Source organism: Candidatus Culexmicrobium sp. (genome assembly GCF_058356305.1).
The window spans coordinates 35111-60758 of sequence record NZ_JBTVBB010000001.1 but is presented as its reverse complement, the minus strand read 5'-3'; the positions used below and the strand labels follow the sequence as shown (position 1 = coordinate 60758).

Here is a 25648-nt window from a genome sequence, read left to right as displayed (position 1 = left end):
ATTTGTCGAACCCAAAAAAGGGAATTGAAAGATAACAGCCATATGCATCTTCAAGAGGCAGGTGAAAACCTGGAACCCAAAAAAGGGAATTGAAAGAGGATTAGCTCGACGACAAACGAAATTGTTGCTCCTTCACGAACCCAAAAAAGGGAATTGAAAGAGATCACTGGCATAAACCCATAAGACTAATAGTAGTAAGTAGAACCCAAAAAAGGGAATTGAAAGGAGTCCACATTTTTGCACAAAAGAACCCAGATTCCAATGTCAGAACCCAAAAAAGGGAATTGAAAGATACTCATCTTCCCTTATAAGTCCCCTTAAAAGCCAAGAACCCAAAAAAGGGAATTGAAAGTGAACGTGAAACAAAAATTACAGTTGAAGGCTACAATAGAACCCAAAAAAGGGAATTGAAAGTTTAAAGCTAACGGTCGTTGAGAGACAATACTAAACGTGAACCCAAAAAAGGGAATAAAGAGGGTTAGTTTTAAGATGAAGAAGTATAAGATTATGTAAGGTCTATGATTTTTCTTGATAATGTAGATAAGGGGGTTTACTAGGAATTGGGTTGGTGAAGAGCATTACTTATTTTCTGATGTGTGTTTGTTGTTAAAGGTTATGGTGTTAATAAAGTAATGATATCTATTTTACAGTTGGATAATGTTAGAAATATCGTGTTATTCTTTTGATGTAAGCTCTCTTTTCGTGTTGCATATCTTGTATTTTTATTTCCGTTAGTTTAATTTTACTTGGATGGTAGATTATTTATGTTGACTGTGGAGTGTATTGAGGGTGTCTAGGGAGCCCATAGGAGTAATTGTTGGTGAGCCTACTGTATTTGGCTTTACAGTTAAGGTTACTGGTAGGGTTGGTAGGAATGATTTTGTTGAAGTTTTCCATGAGGATAGAGTATTTGTTCTTATTGTGAAGGATATTAGGAGGAGTAAGGATGCCTTATATGCTAGTTGTGAGGTTTTAGGTAATCCTCCTCGAACACCCTTTGAGATTGATGCGCCTGTTTTCTTGGCTAGTGAGGATAATGTTAGGAGAGCTTTAGGTTTAACTTTAGATTTTGGGGCTTCAATTTATCTTGGATTATTGAAGGGTTATTCCTATAAAGTTTTCATTCCAGTTAAGAGGCTTAATCGTATTTTTATTGTTGGTAAGCCTGGTTCAGGTAAGTCTTATACTGCTGGTGTTTTAATTGAGGAGTTTTTGAAGAAGGGTATTCCAGTTATAGTTATTGATATTCACGGAGAATATTCCAGCTTGAAGGTTGAGGCTGATTCTCCTTGCCCTGAATTTAATATTTCTCCTAAGAGTTATGCTGATAGGGTTATTGAATTTGGAGATTTAATGTTTAATCCTGGGGCAGATTTAAATGTTGGTCAGTTGAAATATTTTTCTTCTAGGGATTTGGTTTTAACTGGCCAGTGTGTTATTGTTAATTTGAGGGGTCTTTCCAATGAAGAGCAAGTTCAAATTGTAACTGACTTGGTTTCTAAGCTTCTTGATGCTGCCATTAAAGGTGAAGTACAGCCTTTCTATCTTTTTCTAGATGAGGCTCATAGATTTGCTGGTAGAGAGAAACTGCCTTCTGTTCCAGTTTTAAGAAAGTTTTCTCAGGAAGGTAGGAAGTTTGGTGCAAATTTAATTGTAATTACTCAGAGGCCACAGTTACTTGATACTACAGTTAGAAGTTTAAGTGGAACTTGGATTATTCATAGACTTACTGATCCAAATGATGTTAGAATAACTATTGAGGGTGGAGGCTTATCGAAGGAGTGGGAGAAAGATATTACTTGGCTTGAGGCAGGAGAAGCCATAGTAACTGGTGAAGCTGTTGAGAGAATCCCCTTACTTGTAAGGGTTAGGTGTAGAGAGACTAAGCATGGTGCACCTGGCTTTAACCCATTAGACTTCGTTTCTCCCGAGAGGCTTGAAAAAGCTAGGAAGAGAGTTAAGAAGCTATTAGCTAAATATTTAGAAGTTGAAACTGCTAAGCCTTCACCTCCACCAAGGCTTCCACCAATTATTGAACAGCTATTTGTTAAGGCTAAGTTTAATGATAAATATATACGTAAGATGTTGGAGAGAGATGAACCATATAAGATTGAATTACTGTCTATCCAGGGGAAGTATGCTCCTGCAATTTATTTTAAAGCCTTAGTTAATGTCGAACGTTCTAGACCACCTATAACATTTACTTTGACGGCGGATTGTTTTATGCCGATTTTTGAGGGGATAGGTGATTTAAACTTTTTTTCTCATGAAGCATATGGAGTCCATATTGAGGAGGTGAAACCTAATTTATTAATGGATTCTCCGAGGGAAAATTATGTTTTCATGAAGCTTAATCACAAGCTTTTAAATTTAGATGGAATTAATGAGATTAAAGAAAACTTTATAGAGTCAGTTATCTCATCTACTTCACGGAAAATTTATTATCATTCTGCCTTTAAATTAGCTTCTAAGCCGAATGAGAACTTAGAGTCCTTTAAAATTCGAATTAATGAGGAATTTGAAAGAAGATTAAATGAGAAAGTGGATAGATTGAAGGTTAAGTATGATAGGGCAATTGAAAAGCATAATACTCGTCTAAAGTCTCTAAGTGATGAGGCAACTATAACTGCCAATGTCCTAAAGGATATTTTAAGGGAGATTAAAGAGCTTAAAACTTCATTATTGAGGGCGAAGAGGAGTGGAAGGCCTACTCTTAAACTTTCAAGTCAAATTAGAAGTAGAGAGCTTAAAGTTGCTCGATTAAAGAGGAGGCTAGATGATCTTTCCATTAAAATTAAAGGTGAAAAGGAGGCGATTAAAGGTCTTAAGAAGGAATTTAAATTGAAAGTTAAGACTGTCAAGGAGTCTTTAGTGAAACTAAGAGATTCTCCAGCTAAGTCTATTCTCATTTTACCTAAGAAGAATGAAGTGGAATTACAAGATATTAAGTTGCTGTGGATTCCAATTTTCAATGCAACTGTTAAGGTTTCAAATGTGTATGGAGAATCAATTGTTGATATTCAATGGAATGGAGTTAATGGTAAGGGAAGTTTTGGCTCATGTATATATTGTGGTGAAACTATAATTATGCTTCATGAGAACTGGATTTGCAGTATCTGTCTTTCACCTATTTGCCTTGAACATGTAAATATTTGTTCATCATGTGGAATTTCAGTTTGCCCTGAACATTCTTGGATTTGTAGTGAATGTAAGGCGATTTTATGTGTTAGAGAGCCACAGTTTAAATGTGAGGTTTGCGGTGCACTTTTATGTAATAATTGTGTGAGACACTGTGTTAAGTGTGGTTTGGATAAGGCTTATTGTTTAGGGCATATTTTAAATTGTGATGATTGTGCTCTACCCTACTGTAAGGAGCATTTTGAAGAGCATTTATTAAAGTGTGCTAGTTGTGGTAGGAATGTATGTTCATTAGCTGTCATTGAATGTGATATTTGTGGAAAGCCTTTCTGTCCAGACTGCATTAATAAATGTTCAAAATGTGGTAGAAATGTCTGTGTCGATGATTCATGGGTATGTGATGAGTGTGAAGAAACTTTCTGTAGTGAAGAAGAGCGTTATATTTGCTCTATTTGTGGTAAAACTTTATGTGAACAACATGTCTTTAAATGCCCTGCATGTGGAAGATTTATTTGTTTAGAACATATCGTTGTTTGTCCTAACTGTGGAAGAAAGATTTGTCCCTCTTGTACTGTTAAAATTAAAAGGTTCTTTAAAACTAAAAGGGGATGTAAACTCTGCCTTAAACCATAGATTTGATGAAATCAGAGTTAATACTCATATTGAATTGTTTATATTTTTTGACTATATGTTGCCATTTTTAGGCAACTTGGAGGGAGCATTCTTCTTTTAAGTGCTCTAATATAAGCCTTCGTAGTTGGACAGTACATAGCCTTTATCCTATAATATATGTTTGGGTTTTTGGCTTTAACATATACCCATTTGATTAGTGGCTTGTTAATTGAGACCTCATATTTAATAAAGAACGATTCTGTACGTTTTTCCTTAACTTTTTCTAATCCGAAGCCATCAATTAGAATATTTCCTGCATCATCTATATCATATACTATTCTATTTTTATGTAATTCATTTATTATTGCCATTTTTCTGGCTAAATCGTTTTCAGGTATTTCTATGATTAGTGTTGATGGCATCGATTTGTTCTTCAAATTTTCACCCATCTCTCTCTCCCTACAATCCTATATAAATTCTTCATATATTTGAACTTTAAAATCAACTTGTATGCGTAATTTTTTTAAACATTCCCTCTTCATTTTGAAGGGGGATTTCCGTGAAGTATTCTGTTGTTACTAGGATTTTAAGTGATATTAGACATTTATTGAAATGCATTAAGTGTAATGGCTCTCTTCTCTTAGTCGAGTTGAGTGTAAAGAACTTTATGAAGGCGAAGGAGAAGGCGTATTTACATTTAATTTGTTCCAACTGTGATTGTGAACATTATTTTGAACAATTATCTCCTGGCGTATGGGGTTTAACTAAATCTGGTGACGTTGAGAGTAAGTAGGTAGCTTTTTACTTGAGTAAACGAATTGAAGGTTAGCTTTCATCCTTTATTGCGATGTGGACAATTGCAGGACTTTTCAGAGGATTCTCTTCAAAAGAAGAGGATGTTTCTAAGTGAAGTGGGAGTTGGAAGCCTCAAAATTCTCAAATTCAAGTTTGTGCTTCATGTAGTTGAATATGAGGTGAAGTTAATGGAGGAAAATGGATTTTAATGCTTGTTTAGGTTCAGTTTTTACTCTAAATAGACTGTGAAATGTATGCTGGGATCATGGATGATAGAACTATGAAGTTGACTTTGGAGCCTTTTATCTCTTTTCATAAATCTAATTCTAATTATAGGTAAGATCATGAATGATTTGATCAAAAGATTTGGAGGGAATACCCTAAGCGTCATTGTAACTGATAGGAATGGAAGATACAGCTTCATCTTTAATATTGCTGTAATGTAGATTAATATTGGTGAAGGCTTTTGTTAATTTTTCTTGATGTTTTTTAAGGTTGTTTTGGTGACTAGTTTCTTTACCTTTAATTTTTCTTAATAGTATGATTGATGATGTTGTGAGTGATAGTATTAAAGCATTTAACGGATTATAGTTGAGATTTCTTGAAAATATAATGTATGGTGCTAGGAATGATGTTAGCATTGTTATAAATATTATTGGATTTATTTCTCCTCCTCTCTCTTCTATCACTGGTTCAGCTATTTTCATTGCTTCTCTTAACCTTTCCACTAGATTTTTTGCGTTGACATATTCTCTTAATTTCAAAGTCATTTTTTCTTTCTTTTTTCTTTTTAGATATCTAACTTCTGCTAGGTAGTGCTTCTCACTTGACCTTCTCGGTATTAATTTTACTTCCCTTATATTTTCGACTGGAATTTTTATTGGTGGTACATGAATTATTATTGAGAGCATCATGGAAAATCTTGTTTTCAATCTTTGTGTTTCCTGTATTTCTTGTATGCCTTATACACTAATGGATCATAGATTACAAGGTTTTTTCTATTGATTTCAACTATATTTTCATCGTCAAATATCATTATTAACCATTTCTTTGGCTTTACTTCTGGCTTTAGCCACTTTTCTTCTCTTAATCTATCTAATATTATATCGTATAATTTAGTTGCATCATCTGGTTTCAACTTGAATGTTTTGGTTATTTCTTTATAGATGTATTTGTCTACTGGTAAGTTATAGTATATCTTTACTCCTTCCTCTATTAATTGAACTGATCTAATTGTTCTTAATGGAATTAAGTCTAACAGTTCAGGCGGCTCTCCTATTTCTGGTGGCGCATATACTTCAATATTTTTATTTGAAACTATAATGATGATATTTCCACTAATAGCTCTAAATTCTTTTTCTTCGACATTATTTGATTTTAGTGTAGTAATTTTCTCCATCAAGTAATTTTTCTTTATTTGAAAAGTTAAATTTTGTTACTTCCTACTTTTCTCATCTATTGAGTATAGTGAGAAATATTAGTTTAATTAGTTATTGTATTATTTGATATGCCTGCTAATCTACCGCCTAGAGCCAGAGCATTACTGAGAGAATATCAAGATGCGCGGACTATTCCAGAGAAGATTAGAGTTCTCGAACAGTTGATTTCAGCGATACCTACACATAAGGGAACTGAGAATATTCGAAAGCAATTGAGGCGTAGACTAGCTGAATTGAAGAGGGAGTTGGAGGAGCGTAAACGTAAGCGTGTAAAGTCTTCAAGCGGTAAGTTTGCTATTAAAAAGGAAGGTGCAGGTCAAGTAGTAATTTTAGGTGATACTAAGAGTGGTAAAAGTAGTTTGCTTGCCTCCTTAACTAATGCTAAGCCCAAAGTATCTGATATCCCCTTTACCACGAAAACTCCTATCCCGGGTATGCTGGTTTATGAAGATGTTCAAATTCAGCTTATTGAGGCTCCTGCTATTTCTCCTCAAGTTCCATGGCTTTCACAAGTTTTAAGTTTAGCCAGAAATGCAGATGCACTTATACTTCTAGTCGACTTATCTAGGGATCCTTTAAATCAATTGAAGTTTATAGCTGAATGTTTAAGAGATGCTAGAATTTCACTTAAAAAGCCTAAAGTCAGAATTGATATTGAGAGAAGATCTTCAGGTGGAATTCAAGTTCTCTCAACTGGGAAATTTATTGATTGCTCCTTAGATGATATTAAGAGGCTTTTTAGAGATTATGGAGTTAATAATGCAATTATTAGAATATGGGGTGATGTTTGTATTAAAGATTTAGAGGATTATGTAGGATTAAACATAGTTTATAAGCCGTCGATAATAGTTGGAAGTAAATATGATAGCAGTGTGGCAAAGAAGAATTATTTGAAATTAAAGAAATTCATTGGAGATAAAGTAAAGATTATTCCTTTTTCATTTGAATCTAAATTTAATGTAGTAGCTCTTAAAAGAGAAATTTTCAATCTTCTCAAAGTTATCCGTGTTTATACTAAGGAAGTTAATGGACCTGTTTCCAAGAAACCCTTAGTTGTTCCTATTGGCACATGTGTAATCGATGTGGCTAAAATGATTCACAGCCGTCTCTATAGAGAATTTAAATATGCTAGAGTTTGGGGTAAGTCCGTTAAATTTGATGGCCAGAAGGTTGGTAGAAATCACATACTAAGTGATGGTGATATCGTAGAAATTCGAACTAAATAGTTTAGTCTTTTTTCCTTTCGATTAACATTATCATTACTGTACAAGTTGCTATCACTACCATACTTATAGTGAAACTGGTGAGGCTATCTATCTTTAGGGATCTATTTAGAAACCATGAGAGATAACCTGAAAAGAATATTATTAGAGCTACAAATGGGAAAATCAAATCCTTTAAATTGCCTAAATTTTTCATCGCGTCTCCCCTCAGCATTGCTATCTATATAATGTTTTTGGGGGTTCATCACTTTTTCTTTCATTTTTCTCCGTTAAACTGATGTCGGCTTCCTTTTGTACACCCCACCTTACATTTGGGAAGTAGATGAGTGTGTATTTTTGTGTTTGTGCATCAATTATGTAGATGTAGATTGTGTCCATGCTTTTAAGTTTACCTACATGTTTTTTTCTAAAAGCTGTAGGATAACATATTGCTAGTTTTTTGTTGTCATCTCTAGCGACTATTAATAAGAATGAGTATTCACCCATATAGAACATGCTTAACTGGTTATTACTGTATACCCCCTTATCGGCATATTCATGGAATTTTTTGAAGATATCATTCGTTACAATTATCATGATGCCGAATGGACTCTTCTTTTCTGCCTTACCTACAGAGACTAGTAATGGGATTATTTCTAAGACTGAATAGCCCTTTTTCTTTAATTTATCAGCTATTTCATGGGTTTTTTTGAGTAGAATTTGTCTTCCTATTTCAAAATCCTTAATTAATTTTTCAGGTTCAATTTTCTTTCTTCTAAATCTACCAAATATTCCCATGATTCATCACTATTTCCTTAACTTATCTAATCGTTAACAATAAAGTTAAGCTTTTCCATTTAACGTGACTTTTTATGTTTAAATGGCATGGGCATAGCTTTTATTCCCAGTCTTTTTTCTATTTGTTTTGCTAGTTCTACTGCAAATCCAACTCTGTAATTGTCAGTTATAACTAGCTTTGGTTTACTAGTAGCAACATATAGTAATAATTGTGTAAAGTCTGCGTGATCACTTAAAGCTACTTTATACTCATTTTCACTAACTTGCCATATAATTTTCCTAAACTCCCAGCCAGTTAAGTATATCCTTATACCGTTGACTTTAACTTTTTTAATGGTCGATGCGTGATGGAATGCTATATATTCATGGTCACGCATAATTTCTTTTGCCTCTCCGCTATTCTTCATATAGATGTTATTTATACGCATTCCATGCTTTATGCAAATTTTAGTCACCTCAAAAATTCTCCGTGTAGTTATGAAGGGAATGTCTATGCTTTCACTTCTAATTAATTCCATTACTTCTTGTAATTTTCCATGAAAACCAAATATATGTACTGGTCCTCTTCGAATATTTTTTAAAATTAATTTAATTAATGAATCCCTTATTATATCGATTGGCGGTCTTTTAAATTCCGGTTTACCGTAAGTTGCTTCTATAACTAAAGTGTCTGCTTCAATAATTGGTGTTTTGGGAAGCCTAAAATCTCCAGTATAAACTATCCTCTCTCCCTCTGATAAAACTAATACTTGAGCTGCTCCAATGATGTGATCTGAATAGATGAGAGTTAATTTTTCATCTTTCCAGTTAAACTGTTCATTATAATTTAATGTCACTACTTTTTCCATGTTTCTATGATATAGAATTTCAAGTAAATCCCTAGTGGCTGCTGTCATTATAATTAATTTATTTTCATTGAAACTTTTGTTTAAATTCATTATATGATCTATATGTGCGTGAGTAACTATTCTAACTGGTCTTTCAGGATCATGAGCATCACATGAAAAATATCTCCCTAATCGTATAGCACCATTAACTGTTATTTCTGCTTTTATCATCTCTAGTATTCCTATGTAATCAATGCTAATATGAATAGTATGGCTGTTAGTGATATAAAATTGGATAGCAAAAATATCCCTACAAATCCCTTGCCTTCAATTTTAAGTGACTTTGCAATTAAATATTCCATAAATGATGCGAATAGGATATATATGAATATTGATGTTGACGCATAAATTATTGAAATATATCGCCATTCATCTAATGTAGTAATTGGTGTTGTTACAAGTAAACTGTACAGTATGGGGAGAAATATTACTGTCAATGAAAACCATGTAAGTGGTGTTGAAATTAAATTTGAAATTAATGAAAGTTTCATATATTTATTTTCCTTTAAAGATATTTTAAATAGTAAAACTTCAATTACTAATGAAATTAAAGTATAAATTATAGGTTTATCTAAATTATTTAAAATAAATATTAAAATTTTATCAAATGAAATTACTGGAAAGGGTTCCAATGTCAATTGGAGCACCATCCATTTTTCTATTTTAATTGTTTATTAAGGATTACTTTAATTGTTTTTTCTTTTTTTACAAAATTTTCATGGTGAGGTTTTGTAAAAAATTTACATAATATTAAAATATGCTGGTTTTCTGATTTGAAGTTAGTATGATGAGTACTTATGAAAAACTTAATTGTGAGGTGAAACTTATGCGTAATAATTTTGCACGTGCACTAGAGAATCTGGGCTATAAAGTTAAGTTTAATGTGTCACTGCGTGGTGAGAGTGGTGTAAAACATAAGTTTGACATTGTGGCATATGATAATCATAAACGTGTTGCAATTGATTTTCTTCGAGCTTCTAAAGATATCAATCTTGCTACCCTGGCTATATGTGCTAAGGCTATAGATGTCAAGGATGTAGTTGCAATTTTGGTTGCTCCTTCTGAAGTTAAGAGTAAACTTGTATTTTCTCCTATGCAGATTGTTCCTTTATTCTATGAAGATATGCGTGATGCTTTAGAGAAATTGGAAAAATTAGTCGTTTGATCGATTTTACTTTGATATATATTTGGAATTTTTACTTATTGTTATTTTAATTTAAAAATTTTATTTATTACTTCAATAAACCCTTCTCCTCCACATTTACTGGTCACCATGTCAGCATATAGTATCGCTTTTTTTGAGGCATTGGCAACTGCTACTCCTATTCCTGCTTCTTTAAGCATTTCTACATCTACGTCACTATCGCCTATTGCCATGAAGTTTTCAGTTTTTATGTTGAGCATTTTTGCAGCGACTTTCAATCCGTTTCCCTTGTTTACTTTTTTATCTTTCACATGTATGGCTACTTCACTAAACACTGCTGTTGCTTCTGGAATTGATGTTTTTAATAATTCAGTTGTCTTCTCTATTGCCTCCTTCCATTTGTATCCTTTTCTTAGTTTGAATGCGAAATCTACGTATCTAAAATTGTTTTGCCAACTCTCATAGAGTATGTAGTTTAATTTTTCCCTTACTAGGTTTCTCGCTTTCAATCCTATTTGGGGATTTCCAATTATTCTTATTTTATCTTTTATTCCTACTATTCCTCCATTTTCAGCGATGACTAAGTCTACTCCTCCAATATATCTTGCTAATCCCATTAATACTGGATATGCGTTTCCTGATGCTAACACTATTTTAATGTTCAAATTTTTCTTCAATTTTCTTATAACTTTGATTGCTTCTAGTAGTATTATTCCATTTTCCTGGGTTAGTGTTCCATCGACATCTACTGCAATTGCCTTAATATTATTTAGTTTCTCCATTATTCTTCACCATTATTTTAACTGGTTTATTAGCATTTTCCCAATATAATCTGCCGAGGGACATGCTCTTTGGCATTTCATGCATCTTATGCAGTTATCCTTTATAATTCTTGGTGGTTTGTCTTTTACTATTGCATTGTTTGGACATGAATTTATACATGAGTAGCAGAGTGAACAGAATATGGATCTGGAAATTAGTCTTAATGTTTCTTTGAATATTTTTTCAGCTTTTTCTTCATTGGATGATGTTACTGATATTCTTCCCATACTATTGATGTTTATGCTACCTTCTTTGCTTTTTATTAATACAACTTTTATTTTGGGTGTATATTCAACTTCGCCTAGTATTGGGGCTACGTTAACTATTTTTCTTAAGTTTATTTTTGTGTTGATTACAGCTTCAATGGCGTATGTGCCTGCACATGGCTCGTATCCCTTTATTTTCACAATTTTTGTTGGTAGTCTTTTTTCCTTTGATTCTTTTATTTTTAACTCTATTCCTAGTTTCTTTGCAAATTTAATCTGGTCTCCAGGTATTTTCTGCCATCTCCAAAACCCATATTTTGCCCATTCTTCAGGTAGATTTCTTGTTTTGGCCCATGTGTATAGATGTGTCTCCCATTTTCGCCATAGATTTGGATGTATTTGACTGACTAGTTTGAACTCAGCTAATTCACATGATGGACATAGCCAGCATCCTATTCTGTCGAATCCTTTGAAGTATAGTTCATTTGGGTTACATTTCTTCATTTTTAAGTATAGCCAGATGTGTAGTGCTGTCCAGTCTATAATTGGGCTGGCACCTATTATTCCTGGCATCCATTTATTTCTCCATACTGATGGAGATTTTGATCGTGCTAGTGATTCATATCTTCTCTGTCCTACGAGGTTTAGTGAGCCATTGGGAAAGTTTTCTTTCATTGTAGTTGCAATTGGAATTAATTTACATACCTTACAGCACCATCTATAATCTCTTGCAGGGGGGCCATAAATTTTAAAGGATTTCCAAAAGCTGTCTTTTGCATTGGCTTCAATTAATTTTAATCCATACTTACTAGCTGTATAATATACGTTCTGGATTGTTTCAGGTAGTTCGATTCCTGTGTCATTAAACATTATTGGTGTTTCTCCTAATGCTTCTAATGTTAATATTAATGTTGCTAGGCTATCTTTACCTCCTGAGAATGAGACAACTATTGGTTTGCCTATTTTTCTATTAATTTCTTCCAGAAAGACTTTAGATTTTCTTTCTAGTTTTTGTAGTTGGTTGAAGTTTCCTTTGATTGCCTTATCTAGACTGCTTGATGTTTTTTTGATATGGGTTTTCTGTTTCTTCCATGTTTTTATAATTTTAATTGATTTTTTCTCATAAACTCCTAATCCTATTGAATATCCCCTATTTGATGCTATGGCTACAAACTTTCCTTCTTCTTCTGGTAATTCACCCCTTTTTATATCGGATTTAGGAATTTTTTCCCAGAGCTTGACTTTTCCGTATTTTATTTGGGCCCAGTAACCTAACTTGGATTCTATTAGTCTTGCACATCCTTCTGCCACTGGTTTAAATCTCCATTTTTCTTTTATTGGATCATAGAAGCAGTGTCCTATAGTCCATCCATCAACTATTACTTCGTCTGCTTGATCTATGTAGACTACTTTGTTTAGGAGGATAATCTTGTTTTTTGGTGCTAGAATTTGTAGAGTTTTCCTGTCATTAAATTCATCTAAAATGCTTTTCCTTATTTTTTCCTGGTCACCTTTAAATGCTGGTCTTACATCCATTGGTGGTGATGCATGAAGTTTCCTTCCAATTTCTCCACATACACTACACTTTGGACTAATTAATGGAATGTTACAGTTACTACACCATCCAATATTTGCTTTAATTCTCCACTTGTAATTTTTCGTCATATTTGAGTTCAACTCTTCATTATCATACATGTTTTAGTTAATAAATATAGCTCATCCAAAATCTAATTAATCACCCATTTAAAGTTAACCTTGGAGAGGAAAGCTTTGAAACCTAAGGTTTTTATAACACGTGATTTACCGGGTAGAGCTATCGAATTAATTTCAAAGACTTATAATGTTGAGGTTTGGAGTAAATATTTTCCTCCTCCTAGAAGTGTGTTATTGGAGAAGGTTAGCGATGTTGATGCTCTTGCATCTTTATTGACTGATAAGATTGATAGTGAATTACTTAATCGGGCTTCTAGATTAAGAATAATTGCACAGTATGCTGTGGGCTATGATAACATTAACATTGAAGAGTGTACTAGGCGTGGAATCTATGTCACTAATACTCCTGGTGTTTTAACTGAGGCTGTAGCTGATTTAACTTGGGCTTTAATATTATCTGTGGCTAGAAGGATAGTTGAGGCAGATAATTTCGTTAGAAGTGGATTGTGGGAGAATACGAAGACTGGTTGGCATCCAAATATGATGGTTGGAGTTGATGTTCACGGTAAGACTTTAGGTATAATTGGTCTTGGGAGAATTGGGAGTGCTGTAGCTAGGAGAGCTAGGTGTTTTAACATGAAGATTTTATACTATGATGTTGAGCGTAGAGTGGAGTTAGAGGAGAAGCTTAATGCTGTCTACGTGGACTTGGATGATTTGTTAAGGGAATCAGACTTTGTTTCTCTTCATGTCCCATTAACTAAGGCTACATATCATTTAATTGGTGAGCGAGAGCTTAAAATGATGAAGCCAACTGCCTTCCTTATAAATACTTCTAGGGGTGCAGTTGTTGATGAGAAAGCTTTAATTAAAGCTTTGAGGAATCGATGGATTGCTGGAGCAGCCTTAGATGTATTTGAAGTTGAGCCCACTCCTAGAAGCAATCCATTACTTAAATTTAAGAATGTTATTGCTGTTCCTCATATTGGTAGTGCTACAAGAGAAACTAGAGAGAAGATGGCCTTGATGGTTGCTGAGAACTTATTATCTTTTGCCCACGGGGAAATTCCGCCAAACCTAGTTAATAAGGATGTCTTGAAGGTGAAACCACCTGGATTTAGACTAGTTCATCTCTGAATAACTCGAATATTTTATTTTTTCATGATCAGCTCTAACATTTTTGAGCATTCTATCTAGATTTCTAGTGTAAAATTCCCCTTAACGTGATGAGTTATTTTCATGGTGTTAGCTTTTCTCTCCTAGTTTTCTTTATTAATTCTTCTTCAAGAATTGTTGCAATTGCTATTATTGCAGCTGGAGCAGCATATTCAGTTGAAATTGTAACTCCTGGACATAAATCTACAATTAAATCTGCAAACCTATATATTCCAAGTGGTATTCCCTCACGTGAGCCTATTAGAATGTTTATTCTTTTTTTCTCCCTAGTTATCAGTTCTATGATTTTATCTTTTACTTTTGGTACTGGTTCTCCTTCAGGTTCAAATACTATTATTGGTTCCCTACGTTTTCTTTCTCTTACTAGTTGATGTAAGTCTTGAATGTATACTGGTACAATTCTCACGGATCTTCCATAAGTTCTTTTTTGGATTTCATATCTAGATTTTATTCCTTCAAATATACCATCTAGGAATGCCTTCATTTCTCTTCCTTCTACCATCCCTATGGGTGCTATTACTAGTTCCATAACTTCAAAAGTCTGAACTCCTCTACCAATTCTAATTCCCATAACTTTGGCTGCTTCGATTGAGCCAAGATATGGCATTTGTACTACTGCTATTCTTCTAAGGAAATTTATTAATGGAATTTTTTCTGGTGTAATTTTTTTCCATTCTTTTTTCCCGCTTTCAATTGCTATTAATGCAATGTCCTTTAAAATTTCAATTCTAACTATTTTTGATGGATTTTTTAAATCTACGCTTGCACCAGTAGTCTCTTTAACGGATGCTCCTGCAGCTACATTTACATCTATGCTTGTAAAATTATGCTTTCCTCTACGAACTGTCCTTACAGCGAATGTTTCATTTTTTCCAATTTTTTCTTTAGCTAGTTTAGCTACACTTTCAGCTATTTCATTTAAGTTTGCCTTTACACATTTATCTACAATTATTACTCTTTCTGCTTCCACTATTTCTTCATTAATTTTCTTGGCGACTTCGAGTTTATTATCGGTGATTATTGCTATTAAACCCATGAAGCCATAGGGTTTAGATATTATTTCTATGCTAGGTATTCTTTCTTTGATTCTGGTTGCTGTTAAATCTTCAAATCCTAATGCTGTTTTGACTAGGATGTCTATTTTTTCAAGTTTCTTCTTCAGTGATATCACCTATGAAATGGTTTATGTTTAAAGCTTTTAAGATTATGCTGTATTCAATTTCGTTATGGGTGTTTTGTATTTTCTAATTGCTAATTGGATTGGAAGTAGATTTTAAGTTTGGTAGTATTTTACGATCTTTTTTACTGCACGTGCAATGTCGATTACTTCGTCATCGTTTAAAGCGGGTTGAGTTGGTAAAGTTATTACTCTCTCACTTATCCATTCAGCGTTTGGGCATAATCCTTTTTTATATTTAATTTCTTTGCCATAGAAGGGGCAAGACCATGGACAGCCTTTTCCATGTCCGATTTTTTCTTGGAATAATGGTTCGAGGTATAAGACACTTGGATATGCAACACTAATCCATACATTTTCAGCTTTTATTGCCTTTACAATTTCATCTCTATTTTTTCTTAATTTTTCGATTTCTAGGATGATGTTATATATGTGCCATGCATGTTCAACGTTTCTTCTTTCAATTGGAAGTTGAATGACTTCAACATCTTCAAGTTCGTCCTTGTATATTGAGGCAATTTCTTTTCTTCTTCTATTGAGTTCATTTATTTTTCTTAATTGTGTAATTCCTAGTGCAGCTTGTAGCTCTGTCATTCTATAGTTATAGCCTAGTAATACATAGTGATACCATCTTGGCTCACCATGATGTCTTATTAGTCTAGCTTTTTCTGCTATTTCATCATCATTTGTTAGGAGCATTCCTCCTTCACCAGTAGTTATATTCTTGCTTAGATAGAAGCTGAATGAATTTATTTGTCCAAATGTTCCTACTAGTTTTCCATTATATTTTGCTCCAATTGCTTGAGCGCAATCTTCAATGACATATAAATTATTTTCATTGGCAATTTTCATTATTTCATTAATCTCGGCTGGATGCCCACATAAGTGAACAACGATTATTGCTTTAGTTTTCTCTGTAATTTTCTCTTCAATACTTGTAGGGTTTATATTGAAGGTTTCTTTATCTATATCTGCAAATACTGGTATAGCGTTTTGATGGAGTATGGAGGAGGCTGATGCTACGAATGTAAATGGCGTAGTGATGACTTCATCTCCAGGACCTATTCCCAAGGTTCTTAATGCTACATGTAATGCTACTGTTCCGTTGGATACTGCAATTGCATGTTTAACTCCATGATATTCAGCAAATTTTTCTTCAAATTTCTTGGTGGTACTTCCAACTAACATTGTTAATCTTCCAGATTTTAGAACTTTAACTATTTCTTCTATATCTTCATCAGTGAATTTAGGGAATGCTGATATGGGTTTACTTCTAATTGGTTTTCCTCCTTCAATTGCAGGTTTCTCTATCATTTTATCACCTTATTAACTATTTTTTACTCCATTTTAGTTTATATTTTTTACTCCACTCATTTCGTGAGTCAACTCGAAAATTTAGGAAGCTTGTAATAGTATGCTTATTGTTGTATTATAGTTCTATCACTTATTTATAATTCTCCTTCACGACGCTTAAAGCTATACTTGTTACAGTTCGTTTTATATGTGGCATGGTTAGGATCCCTTTAATGAATTTGTTTAAGTGTTCTCTATCCTTGAATTTGGCGATAACTGCTATATCAAATTCGCCTGTTATATCATATATGCTCATTACTTCGTTAAAATTTGCTATTTTCTTTTCAACTTCAATTATGTAGGGGCCTTCTACTTGGATCATTATTATTGCTGTTAAGTCATATCCAAGTTTTGAATAGTCTATGTCGATTGTGAAGGCCTTTATAACTCCTGCTTCTTCTAATTTTTTAATTCTATTATATACTGTTCCAATGGCAATGTTGAATTTTTCAGCTAGTTCTTTATATGTTTGTCTAGAGTTTTTCCTTAATTCCTCAATTATCTTGAGATCTATCTCATCAATTTTAATTTTAGTCATTAGAATCTCTCCAAGTATTTTTCTATTTCCCATATAGTTATTTTATTTTTATTTTGACTCCATGGGCCCTCATGCTTTATGTATTCTTTCCATTCTTTCATTTTTAGTTCGATTATTTTTCTTGTTAAATGTTGACCTAGGGCTTCTTGGATTATATTGTTTTTCTTGAATTCTTCTATTGCTTCATATAGATTGGCTGGTAATACTTTGAATTCTTCATTGGAGTGATATGCATTTTCATGACATGGGGGTCCCGGTGAATTTTTATTTTTGATTCCCCAGATTCCCGCCGCTATTATCGTGGCTAGGCCTAGGTATGGGTTGAATGATGGGTCTGGTTGTCGATATTCAATTCTACAGTTTTGCTCTCTGATTGGTCTTGGTATTCTTATTAATGTAGTTCTATTGCTGTATCCCCAGCAAATATAGACTGGAGCTTCATATCCTGGAGCGAGTCGCTTATATGAGTTGACTAGTGGATTTAGGATTAATGATAAGCCTCTTGCACAGTTGAGTATTCCTGCTATGAATTGTTTTGCCATTTCTGAGATATCTTTTCTTTCATTTGCATAGAATAGGTTTCTGTAATCTTTGTCGTTTAAGCTTATGTGTATATGAGCACCACTTCCATTTACTCCTATAAATGGTTTTGGCATGAAGGTGGCTATGTATCCACTTTCCTTTATAATTGTTTTTATCATCATTTTTGTGATAATTATTTTGTCTGCTAATTCAATTGGATTTGCTGCTGTTATAGCTAATTCATGTTGTCCTGGAGCTACTTCGTGATGTAGCTTTTCATAGTCTATACCACAATTATCAAGTATTTCTCCAAGATGCTTTTTTATTAGGTCTCCATAGTCTAGGGGTTTTGAATCCATGTATTGTGCATTATCTTGAGCTACAATTACTCCATTTTCATCTAACTTTTTAACTATGAAGAATTCTACTTCTATTCCAGTCTTAATTTTTATTCCTTTTTCTTCAATACTGGATACTATTTTCTTTAGGAGTACCCTTGGATCTCCCATAAATGGTTTGTATTCTGGAGTGTAGGTGTCACATATTACAATCGCCGTTCTATTATCTTCCCAGATGGCTTTAGTTAGAGTTTTTATGTCAGGTATTGCTATTAGGTCACTTTTTTCAATTTCTGCATATCCGGGTATTGATGATCCATCAAATCCAACTCCATAGGACAATGCTTCTTCGAATTTTTCTTTTTTTATTATGATGCTTTTAGGGATGCCGTGAATGTCTACTATTATTAAGCGCATATATTTTGGATCTATTTTCTCTAGTTCTCTTAGCTGTTCTCTTACTTCATTCTTCATGTATTAATATTGAATAAGTTTCATAATTTATATATTTTTATAAAAGTTTTTCAAGATTTCTATGTATAGTATTTATTGAATTTCAGCTTCATCCCTTTTGTTCTTGATTGCTACTTTAGCTGAGATGAAAAATTTATATTTTACTGTATTTTTCCCACAATCCTCTTAAGTTTAATTCTTTTATTAAGATTTTAATGCCATTTGATGTAGCTTTTCCATTTTCAATTATTCTCTCTCTTTTTGGAATTATTATGGCTCCTTCATATAATCCGCTTGGATTTATAATGTAGAATGTTTGCAGTACAAAGATTAAATAGTTCAATTCACTTGCTGGGAAGGCTTGTACTAAGAAGTCTAATTGTCTATCTGTTAGCCAGGTTCTTTTCTTTAATGACTCTTTAATGCCTTCCTTCTGTTCATCCATTGCGTCTATTATATCCTTAAGTTCTAATTTATTCTCCCTTAAGAAGCTTTTAATGGCGTCTTTTAATCTTATATATCTATATTTCATCTCAAGAAATTATATTGTTTAATTATTTAATTAAACTTTGAGTAATGCTTAATTTCTACTTTTACATTTACATTATAAGAATCCAGCTGTGACTTGGAGGTTTGTAAATGGGTAAATGGGTTATATGTGGTGCATGGCCATATGTAAATGCTATACCCCATCTAGGCACTTTAATTGCATGTGTACTGTCACCTGATGTTGTTGCTAGATATCTCAGGCTTAAAGGTGAGAAGGTAGTGTTTGTTAGTGGTTCAGATGAGCATGGGTCACCAATTGAGGTTGAGGCTAGGAGAAAGAATATTCCACCTAAAAAATTAACTGATGAATTACATAGCTATGTCGTAAAGCTTTTCAAGGATTTTGGGGTGAGCTATGATAATTATACTAGGACTGAGAATCCGGATCACATAGAATTTGTTAGAAAATTTTTTATGAAACTATATGAAAACGGTTATATTTATGAGCAACAAGTAACTCTTCCATATTGTACAAAGTGTAAAATTTTTCTTCCTGACAGGTTTATTGAAGGAACTTGTCCTCATTGTGGTTATCCTAATGCTAGAGGAGACCAATGTGATGGCTGTGGTCGACTATTAGATCCAGTTGACCTTATTAATCCGAGATGTGTATTATGCGGTTCTGAGCCAGTATTGAAAAGTACTAAGCATTGGTTCTTTGATTTACCTAAACTGAGCGATAAGCTAAGAGATTTCATTGAAAATCATCCCAATTTTCCTGATAATGTTAAAAATTACTGTAAGGCCTGGTTTAGGGAGGGTTTGAAGCCTAGAGCTATAACTAGAGATAGTAGTTGGGGGATACCTGCACCCTTCCCTGGCTCCGAGGGGAAAACAATTTATGTTTGGTTTGAAGCACTTTTAGGTTATCTATCTGCGACTTTACAATACTTTAAACGTAGAGGTGAGACTGAGAAGTGGCTGAGCTTTTGGAAGGATCCTGAGACAAGAACAGTTTTCTTTATTGGTAAGGATAACATTCCATTTCACGCTATAATATTGCCTGCAATGCTTTTTGCTTCACATGAAGGCTATGTATTGCCTTGGCAGATATCATCTATTGAATTTTTAATGTTTGAGGGTCAAGCGTTCAGTAAGAGTAGAGGGGTAGGGGTCTGGCTTGATGAAGCCTTAGAGTTATTACCCGCTGACTATTGGCGTTTTGCCCTAGTTTTAATGCGACCTGAGGTTAGAGATTTAAACTTTACATGGAAAGATTTCTATAGAATTGTAAATTCAGATCTAAATGATAATCTTGGCAATTTCATCCATAGAACTCTAACTTTCATATATAGGTATTATGATGGCTTAATACCTGAGCCAGATGTATTTGACGAGGAAGATAAAGACTTTATTAATAAAATAAAGAGTATGCCTAAAAGAATTGGTGGACTAATTGAAAATATGCGGTTAAAGTTAGCTGGAGAAGCATTACTTGAACTTCCAAGATATGGTAATCATTACTTGAATGTCAAGGAGCCTTGGCATAAAATTAAAACTAATCCAGACATAGCTAAAACATCTCTATGGATCTCCGCTAACGCTGTTAAGTCTTTAGCAATATTAATGGAACCATTTATGCCATTTTCAGCTGAAAAACTCTGGAGTATGCTGGGTCTAAGGGGCTCTGTTCATGACGCTAACTGGGATGATGCATCAAAGTTAACCTTATCTTCTGGACACGTTATCAATAAGCCTAAACCATTGTTCCGAAAATTACCTGTTGACTTTATTGAAAAGGTTAACGGTAGATTGAGGGATATTAGAAAACAAGTTAATAGACCATTACTTGTCAAATAACTTAAACTTCATGTTACTTGTTTTATTCATGGATAAATCATATTAATTGTCAATCTTTATTTCATTTGGGGGTGAAGGATTACGAGGCTAGAGGACCTAGTGCTTCAATATAGGGATAAGCGTTTAGCTAAGAAGATAGTCGATTACATTGACCGTCTTGTTTATGATAGGAAATTGTTGATAATGCATGTATGCGGTACACAGCCCTAAGGGCTGGCCGACACATGAATATACTATTACTCATAGTGGTATACGGTCATTGATTTCCGAAGTAGATTTGAGGGCTGGTCCAGGATGCCCTGTTTGTGTAGCTTCCCCTAGTCATATTCAAATGGCTGTTGAATTATCATTTAAGAAGGATGTTATAGTGACCACTTATGGGGACATGTTTAGAGTTAAGGGTATAAGTTCGTCATTAATGGAGGCTAAGTCTAGGGGTGGGAAAGTAAATGTTGTCTATAGTGTTTGGGATGCAGTTAAACTTGCTAGAAGGTATCCTAATAAAGAGATTGTTCATTTTGCAATTGGTTTTGAAACTACTGCTCCTTCAACTGCAGCTGTCCTCTTAATGGATCCTCCTAAAAACTTTTCGATTATATGTACTCACTTACTTATACCACCAGTCATGGAACATCTCCTTAAACTTGGAGAATTAAAGATTGATGGTTTTATATGTCCAGGCCATGTATCAACTATAATTGGAGCTAAGCCATATAGACCTATTGCTAAGAAGTATAGAGCTCCAATGGTTATAGCTGGATTTGAACCTATAGATGTTTTACTTGGAGTTGTCATGATTATTAGAATGATTAATGATGGAGTCTTCGATGTATGGAATGAGTATGTTCGTGTTGTTAGAGAAGAAGGTAATGAGAAGGCTATTAGAATTATGTATGAAGTCTTTGAGGTTTGTAGTGCTTATTGGCGGGGGATAGGTTTTGTTCCTAGATCTGGCTTAAAATTGAAGAGTGAATTTGAAGATTATGATGCTACTAAGAAGTTTGACGTTAAGGTTGATGAGTCTTATAGTATGCCGCCGGGATGTAAGTGTGGTGAAGTTTTGAGAGGTTTGCTGATGCCTCATGAGTGTCCCTTATTCGGCAGAGCATGTACTCCTTTAAGTCCAGTTGGTCCATGTATGGTTTCAAGTGAGGGTTCATGTGCAATTGTTTATAAGTATGGACGTAGGTTGAATGCTTAATTTAGCAGGAATCTTTATATTTTTCTTTCAATGATATTTTATAATCTATATTTATGGGATGGAAAATGGTTAGTTTGAGAGTATTTGAGATAATTTTATATCCAGCTATGACATATACCTAGGTAGGTGAGGTTATTGAGTAACAAAGTTTATATACAGCAATCCCAGAAGTCCTTGAAGAGAAGTGAAAGTTTAAAGGTCTTTCTAAAGCTCTTTCCATACTTATTCAAGAGGTGGAAGTATTTTGTTTTATCAATTATCTTCATGTTTATTTCGTCTCAATTAAGTGTGCTCATACCCTCGATTTCCCAAAGGGTGATTGATGAGGGTATTGTTGGAGGTAAATATGATATCATTTCGTTTCAAGTTTTACTCATATTTTCAATAACTATTTTAATAAGTGTCTTTAATTACTTTGAACGTTATTCAAGCATACTTTTTTCTCAAAACATTATTATGGATTTAAGGAATGATGTTTTTGAAGCTGTTCAAAAACAGTCCTTTGCTTTTTTCGATAGAATGCCTATAGGTCAATTGATTGCTAGAATTACTAATGATACTGATAGAATGTCCAGATTTCTTTCATTTCAGCTTAGAACTCTAATTAGCTCAAGTGTATTAATTGTCTTGTCTTTTGCCTATATGCTTCAAATGAATTTTAAGCTTGCAGCTCTATCCTTCATAATATTGCCTTTCATGATTATTATTAACTTGAAGTATAGTTCTCTTATCCGTCCAATATACTCTGCAATTAGACATCAAGTAGGCGTTTTAACTTCAATTGTAAACAATAATGTTGTCGGTATTAGAACCATTAAGGCATTGGCAGTTGAAGATGTTGAATTTAATCGTTTTTCGAATGAGAATGAGCAATTACTTCAATTATCTTTGAAGGCCTCGAAGATTAGGTCAATTTATGGCTATAGTAGTTCTCTGATTATTGGAATTGGATTGACAATAATCTTGTTTTATGGTGGTAGTGCGATTATAAGTGGAGAGTTAACTATTGGTGAATTAACTGCCTTTAATGCGTATTTATTAATGTTAATGTGGCCTATGAGATCTATAGGCTTCTTTATATCTGGCTTTCAGAGATCTATGACTGCTGCCAATAGGTTATTTGAAATCATGGAGCTTGTACCAGATGTTAAAGAGAAACCTAATGCTATTGAGCTTCCACCAATTAAGGGTGAAGTTAAGTTTGAAAATGTATCCTTTGCATACCGTGAGGGTAAATTTGTATTAAAGAATATTAATTTAATAGTTAAGCCAGGTGAAAAAATAGCTATTTTGGGACCTGTAGGCTCTGGAAAGAGTACTTTGATTCGTCTAATTCCAAGATTTTATGATGTATCTGAGGGTAGAATTTTAATTGATGGTTGTGATATACGTGATGTAAAGTTGAAGTCGCTTAGGAGGCAAATAGCTATAGTATCACAGGAACCATTTCTATTTGCTGGATCTATTAGAGAGAATATTGCCTTTGGAAATCCTAATGCGAGTATGGATGAAATTATTAAAGCTGCAAAGATTGCTAAAATTCATGATTTTATAATGTCTTTACCTAAGAAGTATGATACAATTATTGGTGAAAGAGGAATCACTCTGTCTGGTGGTCAGAAACAGAGATTAGCTATTGCAAGAGCATTGGTGGCTGATCCCAAAATTCTAATTCTTGATGATCCAACCTCTAACTTAGATGCTGAAACTGAAAAGAGGCTGGTTGAAGATTTAAGGGAGATAATGAAGGGGAGGACGACTTTCATTATAACTCAGAGACTTTCACTTGTAAAATTGGCTGATAGAATAGTTGTTTTGGATAAGGGTAGGATTGTCGAGGTGGGAACACATGAGGAGTTAATTTCAAGGAAGGGTTTATACTATTCCCTCTATAATATCTTTTTAAAATTGGAGGAGGGAGTCAAGATTTATCCTAAACCAAGAATTCCTAGAGGTGATGATGAGTAATGACTGCTCATTTTTGGAGACATAGCCTTTTGCTTGAAAAATCTAAGAAAACTGAATTACCTGCAAGGGTGCTGATAAAAAGATTGTTAGGTTATTTAAAGCCATATAAAGCCGCCTTCATTGGTATTGTTATATTAATCATTATTAACTCTATTACAAGTTTAAGTGGCCCATTCATTCTAGGCATGGCTATTGATCATTATATTTTGAAGGGTGATTTAAATGGTTTAATTTACATGAGCGTCATATACTTGGTAGTAATGATAGTTCAATGGCTTGTTCAAAGCTTTAGATCATATTTACTTCAATGGGTTGGACAAAATTTCCTAGCAAATATTCGTAGAATGATTTTTGATAAATATCTAAACTTGTCCTTAAGTTTTTATGATAGAAGTAGGGCTGGAGATTTGATTTCCATAGCAATTAATGATACAAGCACTCTTCAGGAGGTCTTAATCTCAGGAGTTTTTAGTGTTATAGGTGATACCTTAACTCTTTTTGGAGTACTAATTGCAATGTTTATGCTTAGTATTCCACTTACTCTTGCATCATTAACTATAATTCCATTGATGATCACTGTAGCCTATATTTTAAGTTCTAAGTTTAGGCGAGCTTATAGGTTAACTAGAGAAAAAATTGCTAAAGTTACACAGCGTGTTCAGGAGAGTGTTTCTGGAATTAGGGTTGTTCAAGCTTTCAGTAGAGAAGATATGATTCAGCAGACTTTCAGGTCAGCTTCACTTGAAGCTTTTCAAGCTAATGTTATGGCTGGGAGGCTTATGGCACTTTTCTGGCCCCTTGTACGTATGATATCAATTATATCCACTGTTATCGTCTTATGGTATGGTGGCTACTTGAAGTCAATAGATGCAATTTCAATTGGAGTTTTAGTAGCTTTCTTATCTTATGTTTCAAGATTTACTCGTCCGATAATGAATTTAGTTAACATGTATGATGCAGTTCAAGCAGCCTTTGCAGCTTCTGAGAGAATTTTTAGAATACTTGACGAAGAAATTGAAGTGAAGGATGATCCTGATGCAATTGAATTAACTAAAGTTGAAGGGAAAATTGAGTACAAGAATGTTTACTTTGAATATGTTCCTGGAATTTCAGTGTTAAAGAATATTAACTTGACGATCAATCCAGGTGAAAAAATAGCTATAGTTGGTCCAACAGGTGCTGGTAAAACAACATTAGTCTATTTACTATGTAGATTTTATGATGTAAAAGATGGTGTAATCCTAGTTGATGGACATGATATTAGAAGAGTGAAGCAAAGATCTTTAAGGAAGCATATAGGTTTTGTTCCTCAAGAAACCTATTTATTTCCTGGTTCCATAATGGAAAACATTAGAATTGGCAAGCCAGATGCATCAGATGAAGAAGTTATTGATGTTTGTAAACGTTTAGGGATACATGATTTTATAATGAGACTTCCCAACGGTTATGACACTGATGCAGGTGAAGCTGGGATACGTCTATCAACTGGGGAGAAACAATTAATATCATTTGCAAGGGCAATGCTTAGAAATCCCCCAATATTAATTCTAGATGAAGCAATATCTAGTGTTGATGCAAAGACGGAGCAAATGATAATAAACGCTATCAAAAAACTGTTAGAAGGTAGGACAGCGCTAATAATAGCTCATAGATTGAGTATGGTTAGAGATTGGGATCGAATAATCGTATTGGATCAAGGTGAAATTGTTGAAGAAGGTTCACATGAAGAATTGATGGCAAAGAAGGGAATATACTATAACTTCTATAAGTCACAGATAAAGACAGTGGAAGTTAGTCAAATAGTTTCAAATAATAATGGCAGTTAATATAATCACAGTATCTTATGTGGTCTAAGTAGGGCATAAGAATTTATTATG

General features: G+C 33.8%; 23 protein-coding genes and 1 CRISPR repeat array. Of the genes, 10 read left to right on the top strand and 13 right to left on the bottom strand.

Annotation, left to right across the window (positions count from 1 at the left end; translation table 11 throughout):
- Positions 1–6: 6 nt before the first annotated feature.
- A CRISPR array of direct repeats spans positions 7–476; the repeat unit is 25 nt; unit sequence AGAACCCAAAAAAGGGAATTGAAAG.
- Positions 477–789: 313 nt separating this feature from the next.
- Entirely contained in the window at positions 790–3771 is a 2982-nt protein-coding gene (locus tag ACW8TM_RS00315; protein ID WP_491531275.1) for a helicase HerA domain-containing protein, read from the top strand.
- A 38-nt stretch (positions 3772–3809) separates the two neighbouring features.
- Here ACW8TM_RS00315 and ACW8TM_RS00310 read toward each other — a convergent pair whose 3' ends face one another.
- On the bottom strand, positions 3810–4199 hold the full coding sequence (locus tag ACW8TM_RS00310) for a hypothetical protein (RefSeq protein ID WP_491531274.1): 390 nt from the start codon (positions 4197–4199) through the stop codon (positions 3810–3812).
- Positions 4200–4309: 110 nt separating this feature from the next.
- Here ACW8TM_RS00310 and ACW8TM_RS00305 point away from each other — a divergent pair, with 110 nt between their 5' ends.
- Both ACW8TM_RS00305 and ACW8TM_RS00300 read left to right on the top strand, forming a co-directional pair.
- Positions 4310–4543 (top strand): hypothetical protein, encoded by a 234-nt coding sequence (locus tag ACW8TM_RS00305; protein ID WP_491531273.1) that lies wholly within the window; start codon positions 4310–4312, stop codon positions 4541–4543.
- A gap of 25 nt (positions 4544–4568) precedes the next feature.
- Positions 4569–4754, top strand: a complete 186-nt coding sequence (locus ACW8TM_RS00300; RefSeq protein ID WP_491531272.1) for a hypothetical protein — start codon at positions 4569–4571, stop codon at positions 4752–4754.
- Between the two features lie 171 nt (positions 4755–4925).
- Here the strand turns inward: ACW8TM_RS00300 and ACW8TM_RS00295 are convergent, their stop codons facing one another.
- On the bottom strand, positions 4926–5477 hold the full coding sequence (locus ACW8TM_RS00295) for a hypothetical protein (RefSeq protein ID WP_491531271.1): 552 nt from the start codon (positions 5475–5477) through the stop codon (positions 4926–4928).
- Entirely contained in the window at positions 5474–5947 is a 474-nt protein-coding gene (locus ACW8TM_RS00290) for a hypothetical protein (RefSeq protein WP_491531270.1), read from the bottom strand. The genes ACW8TM_RS00295 and ACW8TM_RS00290 overlap by 4 nt, the downstream gene beginning before the upstream one ends.
- Before the next feature lie 105 nt (positions 5948–6052).
- Between ACW8TM_RS00290 and ACW8TM_RS00285 the strand changes: the two genes are divergently transcribed.
- Complete coding sequence (locus ACW8TM_RS00285; protein WP_491531269.1) at positions 6053–7210, top strand: OBG GTPase family GTP-binding protein; 1158 nt, start codon at positions 6053–6055, stop codon at positions 7208–7210.
- 213 nt (positions 7211–7423) lie between these two features.
- Here ACW8TM_RS00285 and ACW8TM_RS00280 read toward each other — a convergent pair whose 3' ends face one another.
- From ACW8TM_RS00280 to ACW8TM_RS00270, 3 genes are read right to left on the bottom strand one after another with little or no spacing between them, the layout of a single operon-like run.
- On the bottom strand, positions 7424–7984 hold the full coding sequence (locus ACW8TM_RS00280) for a DUF7529 family protein (RefSeq protein WP_491531268.1): 561 nt from the start codon (positions 7982–7984) through the stop codon (positions 7424–7426).
- A gap of 59 nt (positions 7985–8043) precedes the next feature.
- On the bottom strand, positions 8044–9042 hold the full coding sequence (locus ACW8TM_RS00275; RefSeq protein WP_491531267.1) for an MBL fold metallo-hydrolase: 999 nt from the start codon (positions 9040–9042) through the stop codon (positions 8044–8046).
- Between the two features lie 11 nt (positions 9043–9053).
- Positions 9054–9509 carry a hypothetical protein gene (locus tag ACW8TM_RS00270; protein WP_491531266.1) on the bottom strand — a complete coding sequence of 152 codons (456 nt, stop codon included), beginning with the start codon at positions 9507–9509 and terminating at the stop codon, positions 9054–9056.
- Between the two features lie 188 nt (positions 9510–9697).
- Here ACW8TM_RS00270 and ACW8TM_RS00265 point away from each other — a divergent pair, with 188 nt between their 5' ends.
- The gene (locus tag ACW8TM_RS00265; RefSeq protein ID WP_491531265.1) at positions 9698–10036 is read left to right on the top strand and encodes a hypothetical protein; all 339 of its coding nucleotides are present in this window, start codon (positions 9698–9700) and stop codon (positions 10034–10036) included.
- A gap of 41 nt (positions 10037–10077) precedes the next feature.
- On the opposite strand, the gene ACW8TM_RS00260 is transcribed toward ACW8TM_RS00265, so the two are convergent.
- Entirely contained in the window at positions 10078–10797 is a 720-nt protein-coding gene (locus ACW8TM_RS00260; protein ID WP_491531264.1) for a phosphoglycolate phosphatase, read from the bottom strand.
- Between the two features lie 12 nt (positions 10798–10809).
- The gene (locus ACW8TM_RS00255) at positions 10810–12708 is read right to left on the bottom strand and encodes a phosphoadenosine phosphosulfate reductase domain-containing protein (RefSeq protein WP_491531263.1); all 1899 of its coding nucleotides are present in this window, start codon (positions 12706–12708) and stop codon (positions 10810–10812) included.
- A gap of 105 nt (positions 12709–12813) precedes the next feature.
- Here ACW8TM_RS00255 and gyaR point away from each other — a divergent pair, with 105 nt between their 5' ends.
- Positions 12814–13833 (top strand): glyoxylate reductase, encoded by a 1020-nt coding sequence (gene gyaR, locus ACW8TM_RS00250; protein ID WP_491531262.1) that lies wholly within the window; start codon positions 12814–12816, stop codon positions 13831–13833.
- A 100-nt stretch (positions 13834–13933) separates the two neighbouring features.
- Here gyaR and ACW8TM_RS00245 read toward each other — a convergent pair whose 3' ends face one another.
- From ACW8TM_RS00245 to ACW8TM_RS00225, 5 genes are all read right to left on the bottom strand, one after another.
- Entirely contained in the window at positions 13934–15043 is a 1110-nt protein-coding gene (locus tag ACW8TM_RS00245) for an SPOUT family RNA methylase (RefSeq protein ID WP_491531261.1), read from the bottom strand.
- Positions 15044–15145: 102 nt separating this feature from the next.
- On the bottom strand, positions 15146–16363 hold the full coding sequence (locus ACW8TM_RS00240; RefSeq protein ID WP_491531260.1) for a DegT/DnrJ/EryC1/StrS family aminotransferase: 1218 nt from the start codon (positions 16361–16363) through the stop codon (positions 15146–15148).
- Positions 16364–16493: 130 nt separating this feature from the next.
- Positions 16494–16931: an Lrp/AsnC family transcriptional regulator gene (locus ACW8TM_RS00235; RefSeq protein WP_491531276.1), complete on the bottom strand. Its 438-nt coding sequence runs from the start codon at positions 16929–16931 to the stop codon at positions 16494–16496.
- Between the two features lie 8 nt (positions 16932–16939).
- Positions 16940–18274, bottom strand: coding sequence for a glutamine synthetase family protein (locus tag ACW8TM_RS00230; RefSeq protein WP_491531259.1), 1335 nt, complete (start codon positions 18272–18274; stop codon positions 16940–16942).
- A gap of 133 nt (positions 18275–18407) precedes the next feature.
- Positions 18408–18785, bottom strand: coding sequence for a hypothetical protein (locus tag ACW8TM_RS00225; RefSeq protein WP_491531258.1), 378 nt, complete (start codon positions 18783–18785; stop codon positions 18408–18410).
- 107 nt (positions 18786–18892) lie between these two features.
- Here ACW8TM_RS00225 and metG point away from each other — a divergent pair, with 107 nt between their 5' ends.
- The 4 genes from metG (at position 18893) to ACW8TM_RS00205 (ending at position 25597) form a co-directional block, all read left to right on the top strand.
- Positions 18893–20602 (top strand): methionine--tRNA ligase, encoded by a 1710-nt coding sequence (metG, locus tag ACW8TM_RS00220; RefSeq protein ID WP_491531257.1) that lies wholly within the window; start codon positions 18893–18895, stop codon positions 20600–20602.
- A 259-nt stretch (positions 20603–20861) separates the two neighbouring features.
- Positions 20862–21803 carry a hydrogenase formation protein HypD gene (gene hypD / locus ACW8TM_RS00215; protein ID WP_491531256.1) on the top strand — a complete coding sequence of 314 codons (942 nt, stop codon included), beginning with the start codon at positions 20862–20864 and terminating at the stop codon, positions 21801–21803.
- Positions 21804–21938: 135 nt separating this feature from the next.
- Positions 21939–23771, top strand: a complete 1833-nt coding sequence (locus tag ACW8TM_RS00210) for an ABC transporter ATP-binding protein (protein ID WP_491531255.1) — start codon at positions 21939–21941, stop codon at positions 23769–23771.
- Entirely contained in the window at positions 23771–25597 is a 1827-nt protein-coding gene (locus ACW8TM_RS00205) for an ABC transporter ATP-binding protein (protein WP_491531254.1), read from the top strand. Before ACW8TM_RS00210 ends, ACW8TM_RS00205 begins: the two co-directional genes overlap by 1 nt.
- Positions 25598–25648 lie beyond the last annotated feature (51 nt).